The sequence below is a fragment of the Myxococcota bacterium genome (genome assembly GCA_041389495.1).
In the GTDB taxonomy this organism is placed as follows: Bacteria; Myxococcota_A; UBA9160; order UBA9160; family UBA4427; genus JAWKRT01.
This window is the reverse complement of record JAWKRT010000001.1, coordinates 1,951,757-1,970,218: the sequence shown is the minus strand read 5'-3', so window position 1 is coordinate 1,970,218 and position 18,462 is coordinate 1,951,757. Positions and strand designations below refer to the sequence as shown.

Here is an 18,462-nt window from a genome sequence, read left to right as displayed (position 1 = left end):
CGCATGGCCGACGCCCCCGAGTACACGCCGCCGCGCATCTGGACCTGGGACAAGGAGAGCGGCGGCCGCTTCGCGAAGATCAACCGGCCGATCGCCGGGCCGACGCACGAGAAGGAGCTGCCCGTCGGGAAGCACCCGCTCCAGCTCTACTCGCTCGGCACGCCGAACGGCGTGAAGGTGACGGTGCTGCTCGAGGAGCTGCTCGCGGCGGGTCACGCCGGCGCCGAGTACGACGCGTGGCTCATCAACATCGGCGAGGGCGACCAGTTCGGGAGCGGCTTCGTCGCGGTCAACCCGAACTCGAAGATCCCCGCCCTCCTCGACCGCAGCGGGCCGCAGCCCATCCGCGTCTTCGAATCCGGCGCGATCCTGCTCTACCTCGCCGAGAAGTTCGGCGCGTTCCTGCCGCGCGACGCCGCGCGGCGCGCCGAGTGCCTGTCGTGGCTCTTCTGGCAGATGGGCTCGACGCCCTACCTCGGCGGCGGCTTCGGCCACTTCTACGCCTATGCGCCGACGAAGATCGAGTACGCGATCGACCGCTTCGCGATGGAGGCGAAGCGCCAGCTCGACGTGCTCGACCGGCGGCTCGCCGAGAGCGAGTACGTCGCGGGCGACGACTACACGATCGCCGACATGGCGATCTGGCCCTGGTACGGCGCGCTCGCGAAGGGACAGGTCTACGAGGCGGGCGAGTTCCTGCAGGTGGACTCGTACACGAACGTGCAGCGCTGGACCGACCAGGTCGCGAAGCGCCCGGCCGTCGAGCGCGGGCGCCGCGTGAACCGGCCCTGGGGCGAGCACCCGGTCGGCGAGCGCCACGACGCGAGCGACCTCGACGTGAAGCCGGCCTAGCGGCCAGCGCCTAGCGCCCGAGCGCGGCCGCCGGGCGCGACGCGCGCAGCTCGAGCGCGTCGAGCGCGCGACACGTCGCGAGCATCCCGGCGGCCATGCCGACGCCCATCGCCGCGAAGCTCGCGACGACGCGCAGCGCCGGGTCGGCGACCGGCGCCGAAGCGAGCAGCCCGGCCGCGCCGAGCATGCCGGCCAGCATGCCGACCGGGCAGAGCGCGACGTGCGCGGCCCAGCGCGCCCGCGCCGACGGCGATGCCTCGAGGTGCGCGCGCGCGGGCCGCACGGCGACGAGCGCGGGGATGCACGCCGCGAGCATGCCCGCGTGCATCCAGCGCGCCCCCGCCACGAGCCCGCGCCCGACGACCGAGTCGGCGCAGCCGCACAGGCAGAGGCCCTCGCGCACGAGCGGGCCGAAGCCGAAGTCGGCCATCCAGCCGAGCAGCATGCCGAGGTTGCCGAGCGCGAGCATCGCGACCGTGCAGAGGCCGGCGTAGCCGCCCGGCGCCGCGAGCGCGCGCGCGACGAGCCCCGCCGCGAGCGTCGCGGCCGCGACGAGCGCGACGGCGAGCGGCGCGTCCGCCGCCACGAGGTAGGCGAGGAGCGGACCCTGCACCCAGGTGGCCCCGACGGCGACGCCGCGGAAGCTCGGCGAGAGCCCGGCGACGCACGCGCGCCCGGTGACCGACGGCGGTTCGTGCTGCATGCCCGCGCGCGGAGTGCAGGAAGCGCGCCAGCGAGCGCGCAGCGCGAGGTCGCGCTGCGCGCGTCGCCGCGCGCGGGCCGCGCAGGGAGGTGCGCCCGCACGCCGCGCCCGCGAGACGCGCCGCCCCAGACGCGCCGCCCCAGACGCGCACGCGTGGCCTCGCGCCGGGCGCGTTGTGCGCGCGTGCGGCGAGCGACTAGGATCGGGTGCCCCGCCATCCCGCCCATCCATCGAGGAGGAGCCCCGTGCAGGATCGACTTCAGTTCTACATCGACGGACGCTGGGTCGACCCGGTCGAGGCGCGCACGCTCGACGTGATCGATCCCTCGACCGAGCAGCCCATCGCGAAGGTCGCGCTCGGGAGCGCGAAGGACGTCGACGCCGCGGCCCAGGCCGCGCGCAAGGCCTTCGACGGCTTCGCGCGCACGACGCGCGAGGAGCGCATCGCGCTGCTCGAGGCCGTCGTCGCCTCCTACCAGAAGCGCTACGACGAGCTCGCCGAGACGATCTCGCGCGAGATGGGCGCGCCGGCGTGGCTCTCGAAGGCGGCGCAGGCCGGCACCGGCATGGCGCACCTCACGAAGGCGATCGAGGTGCTGCGCGGCTATGCGTTCGAGGAGGCGCTCGGCACGACGATGATCCTGCGCGAGCCGGTCGGCGTGTGCGGGCTCATCACGCCGTGGAACTGGCCCGTCAACCAGATCATGTGCAAGGTCGCGCCGGCGCTCGCCGCCGGCTGCACGATGGTGCTGAAGCCGACGGAGGTCGCGCCGCTCAACGCCGCGATCATCGCCGAGATCCTGCACGACGCGGGCGTCCCGGCCGGCGTCTTCAACCTCGTGAACGGCGACGGCCCGACGGTCGGCGCCGCCATCTCCGCGCACCCCGAGATCGACATGGTCTCGTTCACCGGCTCGACGCGCGCGGGCATCGAGGTCGCGCGCGCGGCCGCCCCGACCGTGAAGCGCGTGACGCAGGAGCTCGGCGGCAAGTCGGCGAACATCGTGCTCGACGACGCCGACTTCGCGGCCGCGATCGGCGGCGGCACGTTCAGCTGCGTGATGAACAGCGGCCAGTCGTGCAACTCGCCGACGCGCATGCTGGTGCCCGCCTCGCGCCACGACGAGGCGGTCGCGATCGCGAAGGCGACGGCCGAGTCGCTCGTCGTCGGCGACCCGTTCGCCGAGGGCACGCGCCTCGGCCCGGTCGTGAGCGAGGCGCAGTGGAACAAGATCCAGCGCCTCATCCAGGCCGGCATCGACGAGGGCGCGACGCTCGTCACGGGCGGGCCCGGCCGCCCCGACGGCCTCGCGCGCGGCTACTACGTGCGCCCGACCGTCTTCGCGAACGTGCGCAACGACATGACCATCGCGCGCGAGGAGATCTTCGGGCCGGTGCTGTCGATCCTCCCGTACCGGGACGAGGAGGAGGCGGTCGCGATCGCGAACGAGACGTCGTACGGCCTCGCCGGCTACGTGCAGTCCGGGAGCCTCGACCGCGCGCGCGCGATCGCGCGCCGCATCCGCGCCGGCCAGATCTCGCTCAACGGCACGACGCCCGACTTCGGCGCGCCCTTCGGCGGCTACAAGCAGTCGGGCAACGGGCGCGAGTGGGGCGTCTTCGGCTTCGAGGAGTTCCTCGAGGTGAAGGCCGTCCTCGGCTGGGGCCCGAGCGCCTAACGAGCCGCGGCGCCTTCGCGGCGCCGCGGCCGCCACCCCGCCGGCGCGCGTCGCTCAGTGCGGCGCGCGCCGGTCTCCTTCGGCGCCCTCGCCGCCCGGCGTGCCGACGGTGCGCCGGCCGAGCAGGTTCAGCTTGAAGCGCCGGATCGTCTCCGGCGCGATGCGGTCGCCCTCGCCGTCGATGAAGTAGAGCGCGTCCTTCGGGCACTGCACGACGCACGCGCCGCAGCGCACGCAGCGCTCGTCGTGCGCGAGCACGGCCTTGCGCGCCGCGTCGTCGCGCTCGAAGCACGCCTCGGGACAGACTTCCCAGCAGCGGAAGATCCCGGCGCAGCGTTCGGTGTCGAGCTCGATCTTCCAGCTGCGGGAGTCGAAGTGGCTCCCGCCCTCGAGCGGCGTGCTGCCCGCGTAGTCGAAGGTGAGGAGCGCGGTGAGGAGCGGCGGCGCGGCGAGCGCGGCCGCGAGCGCGCCCGCTCCGCCGCCCGCCGCCGCCACGAGCGCGACCGCGACGGCGGTCGCCGCCGCGCCGAGCGCGAGCGGCGCGCGCGCGGGGATGCGATCGAGCAGTGTGAAGGTCGCGAGGGAGAGCGCCGCACAGAGCGCGGCCAGCGGCAGCGCCCACGCGGGCCGCAGCGCGAGCGCGGCGCCCCCGACGACGAGCGCCGACGGCGCGCCCCACGCGACCGCCATCTCGAGCCGGTCGCGAGGCCCGAACGCGACGCGCCGCATCGCGTCCGTCTTCTCGCCGCCCGCGGCGAGGTAGGCGGGCAGGTCCTCCGCGCGCACGGGCCCGAAGCGCACGCGCCAGTGCGCGCGGCGATGCACGTCGAGGCCCTCGACGCCCGTCGCCGCGAGCTGCGGCAGCACGAGCTCGCGGTGGTCGACGCGCTCGGCGATGCCCGACGTGCGCAGCGCGCTCACGACCTGGTGCGTCGTCAGGTGGCCGCCCGCCGCGGCGCACCACACGTTGATGCCCTTCGCCGGCGCCACGAGCAGCCACGCGTCGAGCCCGCGGAGCGCGCGCTCGACGCGGCGCACGGTGAGGTCGTAGTTCGCGGTGAGCAGCACGGGGCTGCGCCGACCCGGGTTGCCGATCGCGCGCAGCCCGGGCTCGGTCGGCCACGGGAGCATGCGGAAGACCGTCTGCAGCACGTCCTTCGCGAACGCGATCACGGCGCGGGCTCCGCGCAGTAGAGCGCGAGCGTGTCGGCGAGCCACCGGCGCTCGCCGCGCACGACGAGCCGCGCGGCCTCGATCTCGCCGCGCAGGTCGCCGAGCACGCGCGACACGCTGCCGACGAGCACCCAGGCGACGAGTGCCTGCGGCGCGCGCGCGACGAGCTGGAGCGCGCGGAGCGGCCCGCGCGCGCGCACCTCGTCCGCGACGACGACGCGCCCGCCGGGCGCGAGGCGCGCACGCGCCGCCGCGAGCGCGTAGCGGCGCTCGTCGCGCGACATCTCGGACAGCGAGAGCGAGAACACGACGGCGTCGTACGCGCCGGGCGGGAGCGCGTCGATCTCGGACGCGGTGCGCTCGAGCCACTCGACGCCCGCGCCCTCGCCGACGCGCGCGCGCGCCCGCTCCATCATCTCGGCGCTCGCGTCGAGCGCGGTGACGACGGCGCCCCGCGCCAGCAGCCGCTCGGTGACCGCGCCCGTCCCGCATCCCACCTCGAGCACGCGCGCGCCCGGCGCGGGCGCGGCCGCCTCGGCCACCGCAGCGTGCAGCGCGTCGACGCGACCGAACGTGAGGGCGCGCATGCCCGCGTCGTAGCGGGCGGGCGTGCCCTCGAGCCAGCGCATGAAGGCGAGCGTGCTCACGGCGCGATCGCCCGCTCCGCGATGCGGCGCAGCGCCGCGCGGAGGCGTTCGGGGTCGAGGGCGCGCCGGTCGAAGTAGTGCTGCACGAGCAGGCCGTCGATCGCGCCGATCAGCGCCGCCGCGACCATCGGGGCGTCGAGGTCGGGGGCGACCTCGCCGGTCGCCTTGCCTTCCTCGAGCACGCGCGCGACGTCGCTCCGCACGTCGCGGAAGAAGCGCCGGAAGCGCGGGCCGTCGAGCTGGCGCAGGTCGAGGAAGAAGCGGCCGAGCGCGGCCCAGGCGTCGAAGAGCTCCACGCACGCGTCGATCAGCGCGTCGAGGCGCGCGCGCACGCTGCCCTCGGCCCGCAGGTGCGCGCGGAAGAGCGCGCGCTCGCCGTCGAGCGTCTCGGCGACGAGGTCGCGCAGCAGCGACTGCTTGTCCGGGTAGTAGTGATAGAGGCTCGAGCGGCCCATGCCGGCGACGCGCGCGACGTGCTCGAGCCCGGTGCCGGCGATGCCGTTGCGCGCGAACGCCCGCCGCGCCGCGGCGCGGATCTCCGATTTCAGGGCCCCGGCGTCGACCTGCTTCGGCATCCGGCCTCCCGCTTCGCTCTCCGGCCTTCGCTCTCCGGCCTTCGCTCTCCGGCCTCGGGTCTCCGGAGGCGGCGCCATTCTCGACGGCTTCGTCGATATCGACAGTATTGTCGAAATAGAGCGGCGCGTCCAGCCGGCCGCGCGCGCGCACGACGTCATTGATTCCGGCGCCCCGGATCGCGCAGGATCGGCGCGCGCCTGCTCCACCCGTCACCCGAGGCTCCATGACCGCCCTGCCCGACTGCATCCGCACGTCGCTCGACGACGACGGCGTCCTGCTCGTCACGCTCGACCGCCCCGCCAGGAAGAACGCCTTCCACGACGAGCAGTGGGACGGCCTCGCCGCGTGTCTCGGCGGTGCGCGCGAGGACGCGCGCGTGGCCGCGGTCGTGCTCACCGGCGAGGGCGGCCACTTCTCGTCGGGCGTCGACCTGTCGTCGTTCGCGGGCGGGCGACCGGCCCCGCGCAGCGACGGGTTCGCGAGCGCATTCCACGCCTGCGAGCACGCGGTGCTCGCGTTCGACAAGCCGCTGCTCGCGGCCGTCTGCGGCGTCGCCGTCGGCGGCGGGGCGACGATCGCGATCGCGTGCGACATCACCTACGTCGGCGAGAGCCTCCGCATGCGGCTCCCGTTCGCGAACCTCGGCCTCGTGCCCGAGATCGCGAGCAGCTACACGCTGCAGACGATCGTCGGCCGCCAGCGCGCGGCCGAGCTGATGTTCACCGCGGAGTGGATCGACGCCGCGCGCGCCGTCGAGCTCGGCCTCGCGGCGCGGCGCCTCCCCGACGACGAGGTCCTCCCCGCCGCGCTCGCGAAGGCGCGCGAGATCGCGCAGTGGCCCGTGTCGGCGCTGCGCGCGATCAAGCGCACGCTGATGGCCGCGCACCGCGACGGCATCGAGCGCGCGCTCGCCATCGAGCACGACGAGATGGCGAAGCAGGCGGGGTCGCCCGAGAACGTCGAGGCCGTGACCGCGTTCATGCAGAAGCGCGCCCCCGACTTCAAGCAGTTCCGGACGAAGCCGTGAGCGACCGCACGCCCGTCCTCGTCGGCATCGGGCTCTCGGATCTGCCGAAGGCCCCGCACCTCTCGGCGCTCGAGCACCACGCGCTCGCGGCGCGCCGCGCGCTCGAGGACGCGGGCGTCGCGAAGCGCGACGTCGACGGCTTCTGCACCGCGGGGAGCATGTCGGGCGACACGCCCGTCGAGATCGCGGAGTACCTCGGCATCGAGCACCGCGTCATCGACGGCACGATGGTCGGCGGCTCGTCGTTCGAGTTCCACGTGCAGCACGCCGCCGCCCTGCTGCGCGACGGCGCGTGCGAGACCGTGCTGATCACCGACGGCTCGGACTACCTCTCGCGCATGGGCCGCACGCTCGGCACCGGCGGCTTCCGGCGCTCGGACCGCGTCGCGGGCCCGTCGCAGTTCGAGGCGCCGTACGGCAACTCGCTCGTCGGCGCCTACGCGATGGTCGCGCGCCGCCATATGCACGAGTACGGCACGACGTCCGCGCAGCTCGCCGAGATCGCCGTCGGCGTGCGCGAGTTCGCGTCGTACAACCCGGCCGCGATGTACCGCGACCCGATCACGGTCGACGACGTGCTCGCCTCGCGCCCGATCGCCGACCCGCTCCACAAGCTCGACTGCTGCGTGGTGAGCGACGGCGGCGGCGCGGTCGTGATGACGACGGCCGAGCGCGCGCGCGACCTGCCCCGCAAGCCCGTGTACGTGCTCTCCGCCGCGAACGGGCGCACGCACTGGAACATCTCGCAGATGCCCGACTTCACGCGTTCGGCCGCGGCGGCGTTCGCGCCCGAGCTGTTCGCGCGCGCCGGGCTCGCTCCGGCCGACATCGACACGCTGCAGCTGTACGACAGCTTCACGATCACGGTGCTCGTGATGCTCGAGGATCTCGGCTTCTGCGCGAAGGGCGAAGGCGGCGCGTTCGTCGCGGAGGGCCACCTGCGCAAGGGCGGCCGCTTCCCGATGAACACCGACGGCGGCGGGCTCTCGGCCTGCCACCCCGGCATGCGCGGCATCTTCCTGCTGATCGAGGCCGTGCGGCAGCTGCGCGGCGACGCCGGCCCCGTGCAGGTGCCCGGCGCGCGCACCGCGCTCTGCTGCGGCTCGGGCGGGTGGCTCTCGGCGATCGGCGGCGTGATCCTCGGCAACGAGGCGCCGTAGGCGCCGGCGCGCGCTCGCGGCCCGCGACGGAGACGGGAGGTTCCCATGGCCTTCGAGGTGGAGCGCGACGTCGCGTGGACGAAGCCCGTCCCCGCGCCCGACGCGACGAGCGCCGAGTTCTGGCGCGGCGCGGCGCGCGGCGAGCTGCGCATCCAGCGCTGCCCGCGCTGCGGACATCGCCAGCACTATCCGCGCGCGCTGTGCACGGCCTGCGGCGCCGTCCCCGAGTTCGAGACCGCGCGCGGCACGGGCCGCGTCCACACGTTCACCGTGATCCGCCAGTACGGCATGCCGCCCTTCGCGAAGGAGCTCCCCTACGTCGTCGCGATGATCGAGCTCGACGAGGGCGTGCGCCTGATGGCGAACGTGACCGGGTGCGCGGTCGACGACGTGCACGTCGGCATGCGCGTCGAGGCCTACGCCGTCGCGATCGACGACGAGCTCGCCGTCCCGTACTTCCGCCCCGCGCGCGACGGCGACGGGACGCAGGCCTCGGGCGGCGCGGCCGCGCCGGGCGCGGGACGCTAGGCGTGCGCGCGCTCTCGGCGTGGACGCACGTCGCCGCGGTGCTCGGCGCGACGGGCATCGCGCTCGGCGCCTTCGGCGCGCACGCGCTGCGCGCGCGGCTCGAGGCACGCCAGCTCGAGGTCTGGGGCACGGCCGTCGACTACCACCTGCTGCACGCCGTCGCGCTGCTCGCGCTCGCGCTCTACGCGAGCGCCACCGGGCGCCCCGTCGCCGCGCCGGCCGCGCTGTGGACGGCGGGCGTCGCGCTCTTCTCGGGCTCGCTCTACGCGCTCGCGCTCGGCGCGCCGCGCTGGCTCGGGCCCGTGACGCCGCTCGGCGGCCTCTGCCTCGTCGCCGGCTGGGTCGCGCTGCTCGCGCTCGCGCGCGATCCGGGCGGCGCGCCGCGGTAGGATCGGCCCGCCACGAAGGCGGCGCGCCCACCGCGCGTGTCGGCGCCCCGCGCCGGCGCCGCGCGCGGCGCGCCGCCCGACGAACGAGGAGCTGCCGCATGCCGACGCCGATGGAGCGCGCGCCCGCGCCCGACCTCGCCTACGTCCCGATCCCGAAGGAGCGCTACACGAGCGCCGCGTTCGCCGAGCTCGAGTGGGAGCACATGTGGACGAAGGTGTGGCTGTGTGCGGGGCGCGCGTCCGACGCCCCGTCGCCCGGCGACTACTTCACGTTCGAGATCGGCCCCGAGTCGCTGCTCGTCGTGCGCCAGCGCGACGGCTCGCTCGCCGCCCGCCACAACGTCTGCATGCACCGCGGCAACCGCCTGCGCGAGCCGGGGCGCGGACACGCCGAGCGCTTCCACTGCCTGTTCCACGGCTGGGAGTACGGCATCGACGGCGCGCTCGAGAAGGCGCTCGACGCGCACTGCTTCCCACAGGGCGTCGACGCGGCGCAGCTGTCGCTGCGGCCCGTGCGCTGCGAGACGTGGGCCGGCTTCGTGTTCGTCTGCCTCGACCCGGACGCGCCGCCGCTGCGCGACTACCTCGGCGTCGTGCCCGGGCACCTCGACCCCTACGGCTTCGAGCGCTGGAAGGTCGCCTACGACTGCACGATCGAGATCGAGTGCAACTGGAAGACGTGCGTCGACGCCTTCAACGAGGCGTACCACCTGTCGGCGACGCACGCCTGGACGACCGAGTTCAGCGACGACGTCAACACGCTCTACGACTGCTACGACCACCACACGCGCATGATCTTCCCGGAGGTGCAGGCGAGCCCGCGCCACCCGGGCGCGGGCACCGTCACGCCCGCGATCAAGGAGATGTTCCTCGCGCGCGTCGGCGTCGACCCGAAGACGTTCACCGGCGGGCCCGCGGAGGCGCGCGCCGCCTACGCGGAGGCGATCCGGAAGATCGCGCCGACGCTCGGCGCCGACGTGTCCGAGCTCAACGAGTCGCAGCTCTGCGACGACTTCCACTACACGGTGTTCCCGAACATGACCTTCAACACCCACTCGCTCTTCACGTGGGTGTTCACGCACCGCCCGCACCCCGACGACCCGAACCGCATGTACTTCGACTTCCTCAGCCTGATGAACGCGCCGGGCGTCGACGTGCCGCGCCCCGAGAAGGAGCACTACTCGACGGCCAACGGCGACACGCTCGACGGGAAGTGCGACGGCGGCGGGCTGATCGACGAGGACCTGTACAACCTGCCGCGCATCCAGGCGGGCATGCGCTCGGCCGCGTTCCGCGCGCTGCACCTGTGCACGCAGGAGGTCCGCATCCTCCACCACCACGACACGCTCATGGGCTACATCGAGCGCGGGCGGGCCCGGGCGGCGCGTGGCTGACCCGGAGCGCTGGGTCGAGCTGCCGGGCGACGTTCCACCGCCCGGCGAGAGCCGCGTGGTGGAGATCGAGGGGCGGCGGCTCCTCGTCGCGAACGCCGGGGGCACGCCCTACGCCGTGCTCGACCAGTGCCCGCACGTGCGCGTCTCGCTCGCGGGTGGCGTCGTGCGCGGCACGACCTACGAGTGCCCGCTGCACGGCGGGCGCTTCGACCTGCGCAACGGCGCGCCGCTCGCGCTCCCGATCCGCAAGCCGGCGACGTGCTTCGCGGTGCGGCGCGCGGGCGACCGCTGGCAGGTGGCGCTGCCGGCGCCCGCCTAGCCTCCGACGACGAGCGCCGGGGAGGTCGTGGACGCGGGCGGCGCACGGAAGCGCGCGCCGCCCGCGCGCGACTCACGGAAGCGGCGGGCCGCCGGGCGGGCCGCCCGGCATCGGCGGGTTCACGGGCGGGTTCGGCGGCGCCGGCGGCGTCACCGCGGCCGCGCACTGGGCCGGCGAGTCGCACGGCAGGCGCGGGTCGCCGCCGAACGGGTCGACGCTCGTCGCGAGCGTCGTCGTCGGCCCGAGGCCGAGCGCGACCGGCGGCAGCGGCCGCCCGAGCATCGCGACCGGGCTCGTCGCCGGGTCGAAGCCGTCGAGCTGCGCGAGCAGCTCGAGCGGGTCGTGCCCGGCCTTCGCGGGGTAGAGCGGCTCGCCCGCCTTCGCGACCGCGCAGTCGCCCGGCCCGGGCGTCAGCGCCTCGCCGCCGCGCGCGGCCGTCACCGGCCCCTCGGTCGGGCAGATCATCGAGACGAGCCCGCCCTTCTCGGCGAACGCGAACGCGTCGGTGTCGCCGCCGGCGTTCGCCGCGAGGAGCGCGCCCGCGCCGAGCCGCGCCGGCGCGCCGTCGCCCGAGTCGAGCACGCGCGCGCGGCCGGTCGCGACCTGTACCTCGGGCGCGCCGTTCGCGGCGCGCCCGATCGTCGCGGTCGTGCCCTCGTCGAGCCCGACGTAGTGGCTGCCCGCGAGCAGCCCGACGCCCGCGCCGGCCGACGTCGCGACCGTGTCGCCGTCGCGCACGACGCCGTCGTAGCCGAGCGGCCGCGCCGCCTCGCCGGGCGACTGCACCGACACCGCGCCGCGGATGCCCACGACGCGGGCCACCTCGGCGCCGTCCGCCGCGAGCGCCTGCTGCGCGAGCACGATCAGCGCCCCGATCAACACCAGAACGAAGGAGACGACACCCGTCCGATCGACCTGCATTGGGATCCTCCCTTCACGCTTCCATGGCCCCGCAGCGCCGCGCGCTACGGGAGCCGGACCGTCACGTACGCACCGACGACGTGGCGGTCGTAGTCGAAGTAGCCCGCGTTCGAACGCGAGTGCGTGTACGAATAACGAGTGGACACCGCGACCTGCTCGGTGACGGCCTTCTCGAGCGAGGCGCCGGCCGTCCAGATGCGGTCGCGCCGGTCGGCCGCGGACGCCGCCGGGATCGCGAAGAGCGCCGGCGGGTCGGTGAACGAGCTCGGGTAGCGGTGCGCGTGGAACGCGAACGCGCCCTCGACGTCGAGCAGCAGGCTCCACGGCAGGACGGCCGAGCCGCCGACGTGGGCGCGGTGGCTGTCGTGGTCCCACTCGCGGCCGTCCGCCCAGTAGCGCGAGTAGGTGTAGCCCGCGCGCGCCGTCGCACCGAGCGCGCCGAGCGGGACGCTGTGCTCGACGCCCGTCGAGACGCGCTCGCCGTCGCGGTCCTGGTAGGCGATCACCGCCGGCGCCGCCGCGGGCAGCGCGTGGATCGCGCGGCGGCTGAACAGGTACTCCTCGTTCGCGCCCTCGACGAAGACCTCGGTCGTGCCCGGGCCCGCCCAGTCGTGGAGCAGCGACACCCGCCCGCTGTGCACCGCGAGGAACGGGTCGTAGTCGATCCACGCGTATCCGAAGTCGTACCGGAAGCGCAGCAGCGTGTCGGCGCCGAGCTCGCGGTCGAGCCACGCGCCGATCGTCGGGTAGTGGAGGTCGAAGTCGCTCTGGTCGAAGTGCGCCCAGCCCGTGTACGAGCCCGTGACGCCGCCCGACCAGCCCTCGGCCTCGAGCAGGCGCACGCCCCACCCGAGCAGCGCCACCGCGCGGAAGTCGTCCTCGTCGCGCTGCGTGTCGCCGGTGGCGCGCAGCACGACGTTGTCGTCGTACTCGACGCCGAGCGTCAGCGCGGCCCACCACGGGTCGGTCCCTGTCTCCGTGCGCAGCGCCTGCTGCGCCTGCTCGGCCCACGGGCCGTCGGGGTCGAGGTCGCGCACGCGCGCGAGCGCGGAGCGCGCGCGTTCGCGCTCGCGCTCCGCGTGCCACGCGAGCGCCGCGTAGTACGAGGCGACGGGCTCGACCTTGTCCGGGTCCGCCCGGCGCGCGCGCTCGAGCGCGAGCGCCGCCTCGCGCGTCTGCGAGCTGCGCAGCAGCACGAGACCGCGGTAGAGCTCGAGCTCGGCCTCGCGCTGCGTGTGGCCGGCGGCGGCGTCGAGCGCGGCGCGCGCGCCCGCGAGATCGTCCGTGTGATAGAGCGCGATGCCGAGCATCAGGTCGGTGTCGGCGAGCGTCGCGTCCGCGTCGCGCGCGGCGCGCAGCGATGCGGCCGCGCCCGCGAAGTCGCGCAGCTCGATCTGGCACTGGCCGCGAAGCCGCAGGTGGGCCGCCGAGGCGCGCGCCTCGGCGGGCGCGCCGTCGAGCAGCGCGATCGCCTCGTCGCACTTCCCCGCATTGGCGAGGCGCTCGGCGCGCAGCTGGAGAACGGTCGCGCGGTCGTCGGCGCGCGACGCGGGCGCCGCCAGCATCGCGGCGGCGAGCACCGCGACGAGCGCGCCGCACGCGCGCACCGCCCGGGCTCGCTCGCCCGGGCGCGAGAGGGCGCCGCCGTGCATCGTCATGCGCTCCGGCGCGCGCGCCCGAGCCAGGAGAGACCGCCGAGGCCGAACGTCAGCAGCAGCGACGTCGACGGCTCCGGCACCACGTTGAAGGCCGAGTTCACGAGCAATTTGGGCGTTCCTCCCGCCAGCTGCTGCGCGTCGACCTCGTACGTGAACGTCACCGGCTGGCTGAAGTCGGCGATCTCGAACCCGAGGTAGAAGTAGTCCGTCGAGCCCACGCTGTACTGCACGACCTTGGCGACGGCGGGGTCGACGATGATGCGGATCTGGGTCGGGTCGTACGAGGCGGAGACGCTCGGGTCGAACATCGCAACGCCCGAGAAGAAGAGCAACGCGGGGCCGGACAGACCCGAGTTGTTCGTGAGATTCCACGTCACGTCCGACGCGAACGGCCCGGCGCCGAGCGGCAGCGACATGTTGCACGTTCCGATCGGGTCGCTCTGCAGGCGCAGGCACTGCACCTCCGCGATCTCGATCGCGAGGCCCGGCATCGCGCCGGCCGACATCCAGTCCGCGAACGCGATCGTGTGCGTCGGCGTGAGCATCAGCGACGTGTTGTCGAAGCCCGTGCTGCCGGCCGCATCCGAGCGGAACGACACCGTGGTCGCGCGCGCGACGTCGGGCGCGACGAGCCCGACGGCGAGCGCGACGAGGCAGGCGAGCGCCGTGCCCGTCGAGAGTGAGAGCGATCGCGAGAACGAGAGCCGCGAGAGCATCCGAATCCGCATTTCCACCACTCCGGCGAGCGCGCCGCACGCGTTCGTCGCCGCCGCTCGGGGAGCGCGCGGAGACGTCGCGCACGTGCGCGGAGCCGCCGCGCAGGGCGGCCCGTTCGCTGCTGGGTGGTCCGGCGGGGGCGATTGTGTTCGAGAATTCCGCACTGCGCGGACCGCGCACCCAGAAACCCCAGCGATTCCAGAAGCCTGGGCGTTCGTCTCTCGAAGGAGCTGGAGGCAGGGGACGCGCGGGAGATCGGCACCTTCTTCCGCTGCCGGCCCGCGCGCGCCGCGCGCCGCGACGGCCCGCGCGCGATCTACTCGACGCGCAGCCGCGCGGGCCGCGCGAAGCCCCGGTGGAGCTCGCCGTCGGCGCGCTCGATCGCCGGCCCGAGGCCGCCGCGCAGGTGCAGCCACACGATCAGCCGCAGCAGGTCGGCGTCGGACGCGCGCACGCAGCCGCTCGACACGGGCTTGCCGAGCACGTCGGGGTCGCCGCCGCCGTGCAGGGCGATCGAGCCGCCCTCGGCGAACGGGATCTTCGCGACGCCCATCGGCGAGCCGAGCGAGGCGTCCTCGGGCTCGGCGCCGTTCGCGAGCGCCGCCGCGCCGGGGGTCCACGTCGGCCGCAGGATCACGCGCCCGAGCTTGAACGAGCCGCGCGGGGTCGGGTGCGCGGGCGAGCCGACGGCGACGCGGATCTCGTCCGCCTCCTCGCCCGTGCGCGCATCGCGCACGCGAAGGCGCTGCTCGGCGAGGTCGAGCTCGAACGCGAAGCCCGGGTCGCGCGCGAACGCGGGGGCCGCGCCGAGCGCGAGGCCGACGGCGAGCGCGAGCGCGGCGACTGCGCGCACGCCCGGCCGCGCGCGCGACGAGCGCGCGCCCCGCGAGCCGGCGGCGAACACGAACGGGCGGAGCGCGAAGGCGGGCACCGCGCGAGGGTAGCGGCGGCCGCGCGCGCTCACGGCGCGCGCTCGAGCAGCACGCCCCGGAACGGGTCGCCCTCCGGAAACCCCGGGAGCGACGGGAAGTCGGGCCCGGGCGGTGCCGCGTCGAGGCGCGCGAGCCGCACTCCGGCCGCGCGCGCCGCCGCCTCGCACGCGTCCCCGAGCGACGGCCCGCGGCGCGCGCGGTCGTTGCGGCACACGAGCAGCCGGCCGCCCGGCTCGAGATGCTCGAGTGCCTTCTCGACGAGTGGCTGCAAGTCCTTGCGAATGGACCAGTGTTTGCGCCCAGCGGCTGCCGCGGTCGGCGGGTCGAGGACGATTCCGCGGAAGCGCTCGCGCGCGCCGAGCACCTCGAGGAAGCGGCGCCCGTCGCGGCGCGCGGCGACGTGGCGGCGCGCGTCGACGCCGCGCGCGCGGTTGCGCGCGAGGTTGTCGTCGAGCCAGCGCAGGTAGCGCGCCGAGAGGTCGACGCTCGTCACCTCGGCCGCGCCCGCCGCGAGCAGCGCCACGCTGAACGCGCCGGTGTGCGCGAAGAGGTTGAGCCAGCGCCCCCCGCCCGTCGCGCGCGCGAAGCGCGCGAGGCGCTCGCGGTTGTCGCGCTGGTCGAGGAAGAGCCCGACGCCGGGCATCGCGCGCGTCGGGTCGGCGAGGCCCGGCTCGACGCCGAAGGCGAGCCCGCGCTCGCGCACCTCGAACCGCCCTTCCCCGTCGCGCGCGAGCCACGCGGCGTCGCCGCGCACGACGCTCGCCTGCACGAGCGCGGCGCCGCGCGCCGCGGCCGGCGCGCGCACGTGGACGACCTCGATCGCGACGCACGCGCAGCCGAGCTCGGCCTCGAGCCGCTCGGCCGCGCGCGCGAGCGCGACGCGCGCGATCCCGAGCCCGGCCCGCCCGACGACGAGCGCGCGCAGCGCCGGCCCGAGCCGGTCGATCGCGAGCCCGGGAAGCGCGTCCGCCTCGCCGTGCACGAGGCGCACGGCGTCGGTCGCGTCGCGTCCGCCGCCGGGGGCGCGTCGCGTCGCCGGGCTCGTCCGCGTCCCGCGATCCGTCCGCGCGGCCGCGGTCGCCCGCGCGGGCGGGAACGCGAGCGCGCCGCGGCGCGCGATCGCCGCGTCGACGCGCTGCTCGATCGACGCCCCGGCCGCGCCGCGCGGCAGGCAGCGCGCCACGCACGTCCCGTCGCCGTCGGCGAGGGCGAGTGCAATCGCGCGGTCGCCCCGCTCGCGGTCGCGCAGCTCGACGAGCGCGCCCGGGCGATGGGCGAGCGCGTCGTCGCAGCCCGGATCGCGCAGCACCCAGGGATGGCCGCGCGCGAGCGCGCGCGCCGCGGCGTGCGAGATGCGCAGTGGCACGGGCGGCGCGCCGCGCTCGGAGGCCGGCGCGCCGAGCCCGGCCGCCGCGCGCGCGAGCGCCGGCGCGATCGCGGGCACCCGGGCCACGCTTCCGTCCGCGCCGATCGCCGCGCGCCGCCACTGCGCGCGGTGCGCACCGCCGCGCGCGAGCGCCGCGCCGCCCGGCGACCCGGGCGCGTCGTCGTCGACCAGCACGCCACCGGCCAGCCGGTCGCCCACGACGGGCATCCCGAGCGCGGCGAGCGCATCGAGCACGTCGCGCACCGAGATCGGGAGAGCGTCGGCGCGGGCTCCCGGTGCGGCGGCCCGGTCCGGCGCAGCCCGCTCTTCCGGCTCGATGCGGAGCCAGGCGAGACCGCCGCCCTCGCGCTCGACGGCGAACGCGATCCGCCGCGATGCACCGGGGCGCCGTCCCGCTCGCGGCCGCGGCCCGCGGCGCGCGGCGCGCGCGGGACTGCGAGCGACCCGCGCGGCCAGGGCGGCGTCGCGACGAGCGCGAGCAGCGCCGCGCGCTCCGCCGCGCGCGGCGCGCCGCCCGACGCGAAGGCGATCTCGTCGCGCTCGCCCGACGCGAGTGCGTCGCGCTCGCCGCGCGCGAGCGCGACGCGCACCTCGGCGCCCGGCGGAACGAGCTCGTCGCTCGCGCGGAGGACGCGCTCGACGCCGCCCTCGAGCCGCGCGGCGCCACCGGCGGCGAGGCGCGCGCGCGCGCAGCGGGCGTCCACTCGGCGAGCGCGCGCGAGGAGCGCGCCGGCCGACGTCCCGGGCGCACTCGCCGGCGCGCGGAAGCAGAGCCTCTCGGGCCACTGCGCGGACGCGCGCCCGCGCTCGCGCCCGTCGCCCTCGCGCCGCTCGCCTTCGCGCCCCGCGCGATCGCGCCCGCCCTCGCGCCGCTCGCCTTCGCGCCCCGCGCGATCGCGCCCGTCGCTTTCTCGCCCGTCGGCGCCGTCGCGGCGCTCGCCGCCCGACCGCGCTTCGGCGCGCGGGCGGCCGACGGGCCGGCCACCGCTCGCTCCGCGCCGCGCGTTCCTCTGCTTGCGCCTCGCCGCCACGGCCGCGTTGTATCGCGCGCGGGCGACCTTGTCCCCGCCGCCTACACTCGCGCGCCATGTCCGAGAACGCCGGATCCACGACGGCGCCGCGCGCCGACGGCGCGCTCGGCATCGCCGCGCAGCGCGCGCTCCGCGGCCTGTGCGAGCGCGGCCGCGACGCGTGGCTCGCGGGCGAGCCGCTCGCGCGCGAGCGCGACCGGGCCGACGGCCTCGGCGCGGACGACGGCCCGGCCGCGGGCCGCGCCCTGCCCTCGGCGCTGGCGCTCACCGACGCGTCGCCCCAGGAAGTGCTCGAGCACTTCCCGCGCGGCGTCCCGATCGCGACGGCCCCCGGCGTCGTCGTCGCGGTCGCGCTGTCGGGCGAGACGGGGCGCGACCGGCCGCTCGGCACGCTCGACGTGCACTGCGGCGTCGCGCTCGGGCCCGACGCGCTCGCGCGCGCGGCGTTCACCGCGCACGCCGTCGCGCTCGACGCCGCGACCGGGCGCGCGATCGACCCGTTCGGGGGCGAACGCGATCGGCGCGCGCGCGTGCTGCGGTGCGCGGGCGATGCGCGCGCGGCCCTCGCCGCGTCGCCGTGCGCCGCGCTGCGCGCGCTGCGGCTCGTCGGCGAGGACGGCTACGCGGCCGACGAGGCGCTCGAGAAGGCGCTCGCCGAGGCGGCACCGCGTTTCTCGCTCGCGCAGCGCGCGCACGGGCGCGGCGAGCTCGCGCGCATGCTCACGGGGCGCTTCGCGGGCCGCGCGCTCGCGCTGGCCGAGCGGACGGGCCTCGCCGCGCGCATCGCGCCGACGCGGCCCGGCGCGGCCGCGTGGATCGACGCGCTCCCGCGCGCGCTCGAGCCGCGCCTCGCCGCGTGGCTCGAGGGCGACGCGGCCGCCTGGCTGCGCGACTGGCGCTTCGGCATCGAGCGCTCGCAGCGCGTGCTCGACTGGATCGCCCACCACCCGCTCGAGCGCGCCGTCGACCCGCGGCGCGACGCGCAGGTGGCGCGCCTCGAGCGCCGCCTCGGGAGCGACGGCCTCGCGGTCGCGTTCGCGCTGCGGCGCGCCGAGCTCGCGAGCGGCGTCGTGCCCGAGGCGAACGCCGCGCGCGCGCGCGCGGCGCTCGGCGCGCTCGAGGCGGCGCTCGCGCGCGTGGCCGCCGCGCGCGCCCGCACCGCACAGCGCAGGGCGCTCGCGCTCTCGGGCGAGGAGGTGATGGAGGCGCTCGGCTGCGGGCCCGGGCGCCGCGTCGGCGAGGCGCTCCGCCACCTCGGCGCCTTCACCGCCGCCGACCCCTCGCGCAACACGCCCGAGCGCCTGCGCGCCGAGCTCGCCGCCTGGGACGCCGCGTCCGCGCGCGCGGCCGACGGGCGACGTTAGGCGAG

At 76.4% G+C, this 18,462-nt stretch carries 18 protein-coding genes; 9 read left to right on the top strand and 9 right to left on the bottom strand.

The window, feature by feature from the left end:
• Positions 1 to 3: 3 nt before the first annotated feature.
• Positions 4 to 852, top strand: coding sequence for a glutathione-dependent disulfide-bond oxidoreductase (gene yghU, locus R3E88_08715; GenBank protein ID MEZ4216546.1), 849 nt, complete (start codon positions 4 to 6; stop codon positions 850 to 852).
• Positions 853 to 862: 10 nt separating this feature from the next.
• Here yghU and R3E88_08710 read toward each other — a convergent pair whose 3' ends face one another.
• Positions 863 to 1,555 (bottom strand): hypothetical protein, encoded by a 693-nt coding sequence (locus R3E88_08710; protein MEZ4216545.1) that lies wholly within the window; start codon positions 1,553 to 1,555, stop codon positions 863 to 865.
• A 245-nt stretch (positions 1,556 to 1,800) separates the two neighbouring features.
• On the opposite strand from R3E88_08710, the gene R3E88_08705 reads away from it, so the two are divergent.
• Entirely contained in the window at positions 1,801 to 3,234 is a 1,434-nt protein-coding gene (locus R3E88_08705; protein ID MEZ4216544.1) for an aldehyde dehydrogenase family protein, read from the top strand.
• A 54-nt stretch (positions 3,235 to 3,288) separates the two neighbouring features.
• Here R3E88_08705 and R3E88_08700 read toward each other — a convergent pair whose 3' ends face one another.
• The 3 genes from R3E88_08700 to R3E88_08690 are packed head-to-tail and all read right to left on the bottom strand — an operon-like array spanning position 3,289 to position 5,629.
• Positions 3,289 to 4,407 carry a 4Fe-4S binding protein gene (locus R3E88_08700; protein ID MEZ4216543.1) on the bottom strand — a complete coding sequence of 373 codons (1,119 nt, stop codon included), beginning with the start codon at positions 4,405 to 4,407 and terminating at the stop codon, positions 3,289 to 3,291.
• Complete coding sequence (locus tag R3E88_08695; GenBank protein ID MEZ4216542.1) at positions 4,404 to 5,054, bottom strand: class I SAM-dependent methyltransferase; 651 nt, start codon at positions 5,052 to 5,054, stop codon at positions 4,404 to 4,406. The genes R3E88_08700 and R3E88_08695 overlap by 4 nt, the downstream gene beginning before the upstream one ends.
• The gene (locus tag R3E88_08690) at positions 5,051 to 5,629 is read right to left on the bottom strand and encodes a TetR/AcrR family transcriptional regulator (protein MEZ4216541.1); all 579 of its coding nucleotides are present in this window, start codon (positions 5,627 to 5,629) and stop codon (positions 5,051 to 5,053) included. Before R3E88_08690 ends, R3E88_08695 begins: the two co-directional genes overlap by 4 nt.
• A 224-nt stretch (positions 5,630 to 5,853) precedes the next feature.
• Here R3E88_08690 and R3E88_08685 point away from each other — a divergent pair, with 224 nt between their 5' ends.
• From R3E88_08685 to R3E88_08660, 6 genes are all read left to right on the top strand, one after another.
• Positions 5,854 to 6,657, top strand: a complete 804-nt coding sequence (locus tag R3E88_08685) for an enoyl-CoA hydratase-related protein (protein MEZ4216540.1) — start codon at positions 5,854 to 5,856, stop codon at positions 6,655 to 6,657.
• Positions 6,654 to 7,817, top strand: a complete 1,164-nt coding sequence (locus R3E88_08680; GenBank protein ID MEZ4216539.1) for an acetyl-CoA acetyltransferase — start codon at positions 6,654 to 6,656, stop codon at positions 7,815 to 7,817. The genes R3E88_08685 and R3E88_08680 overlap by 4 nt, the downstream gene beginning before the upstream one ends.
• A 45-nt stretch (positions 7,818 to 7,862) precedes the next feature.
• Positions 7,863 to 8,345, top strand: coding sequence for a Zn-ribbon domain-containing OB-fold protein (locus R3E88_08675; GenBank protein MEZ4216538.1), 483 nt, complete (start codon positions 7,863 to 7,865; stop codon positions 8,343 to 8,345).
• 2 nt (positions 8,346 to 8,347) lie between these two features.
• The gene (locus R3E88_08670; GenBank protein MEZ4216537.1) at positions 8,348 to 8,734 is read left to right on the top strand and encodes a DUF423 domain-containing protein; all 387 of its coding nucleotides are present in this window, start codon (positions 8,348 to 8,350) and stop codon (positions 8,732 to 8,734) included.
• Positions 8,735 to 8,832: 98 nt separating this feature from the next.
• Positions 8,833 to 10,128: an aromatic ring-hydroxylating dioxygenase subunit alpha gene (locus R3E88_08665; GenBank protein ID MEZ4216536.1), complete on the top strand. Its 1,296-nt coding sequence runs from the start codon at positions 8,833 to 8,835 to the stop codon at positions 10,126 to 10,128.
• Positions 10,121 to 10,447 (top strand): Rieske 2Fe-2S domain-containing protein, encoded by a 327-nt coding sequence (locus R3E88_08660; GenBank protein ID MEZ4216535.1) that lies wholly within the window; start codon positions 10,121 to 10,123, stop codon positions 10,445 to 10,447. Before R3E88_08665 ends, R3E88_08660 begins: the two co-directional genes overlap by 8 nt.
• A gap of 72 nt (positions 10,448 to 10,519) precedes the next feature.
• Here the strand turns inward: R3E88_08660 and R3E88_08655 are convergent, their stop codons facing one another.
• The 5 genes from R3E88_08655 to R3E88_08635 form a co-directional block, all read right to left on the bottom strand.
• Entirely contained in the window at positions 10,520 to 11,368 is an 849-nt protein-coding gene (locus R3E88_08655; GenBank protein ID MEZ4216534.1) for a hypothetical protein, read from the bottom strand.
• Between the two features lie 44 nt (positions 11,369 to 11,412).
• Complete coding sequence (locus R3E88_08650) at positions 11,413 to 13,026, bottom strand: hypothetical protein (GenBank protein MEZ4216533.1); 1,614 nt, start codon at positions 13,024 to 13,026, stop codon at positions 11,413 to 11,415.
• Positions 13,023 to 13,742 (bottom strand): PEP-CTERM sorting domain-containing protein, encoded by a 720-nt coding sequence (locus R3E88_08645; protein ID MEZ4216532.1) that lies wholly within the window; start codon positions 13,740 to 13,742, stop codon positions 13,023 to 13,025. The genes R3E88_08650 and R3E88_08645 overlap by 4 nt, the downstream gene beginning before the upstream one ends.
• A 317-nt stretch (positions 13,743 to 14,059) precedes the next feature.
• Positions 14,060 to 14,674 (bottom strand): L,D-transpeptidase, encoded by a 615-nt coding sequence (locus R3E88_08640; protein MEZ4216531.1) that lies wholly within the window; start codon positions 14,672 to 14,674, stop codon positions 14,060 to 14,062.
• Between the two features lie 29 nt (positions 14,675 to 14,703).
• The gene (locus R3E88_08635; GenBank protein ID MEZ4216530.1) at positions 14,704 to 16,305 is read right to left on the bottom strand and encodes a class I SAM-dependent methyltransferase; all 1,602 of its coding nucleotides are present in this window, start codon (positions 16,303 to 16,305) and stop codon (positions 14,704 to 14,706) included.
• 844 nt (positions 16,306 to 17,149) lie between these two features.
• Between R3E88_08635 and R3E88_08630 the strand changes: the two genes are divergently transcribed.
• Complete coding sequence (locus R3E88_08630) at positions 17,150 to 18,457, top strand: hypothetical protein (GenBank protein ID MEZ4216529.1); 1,308 nt, start codon at positions 17,150 to 17,152, stop codon at positions 18,455 to 18,457.
• Positions 18,458 to 18,462 lie beyond the last annotated feature (5 nt).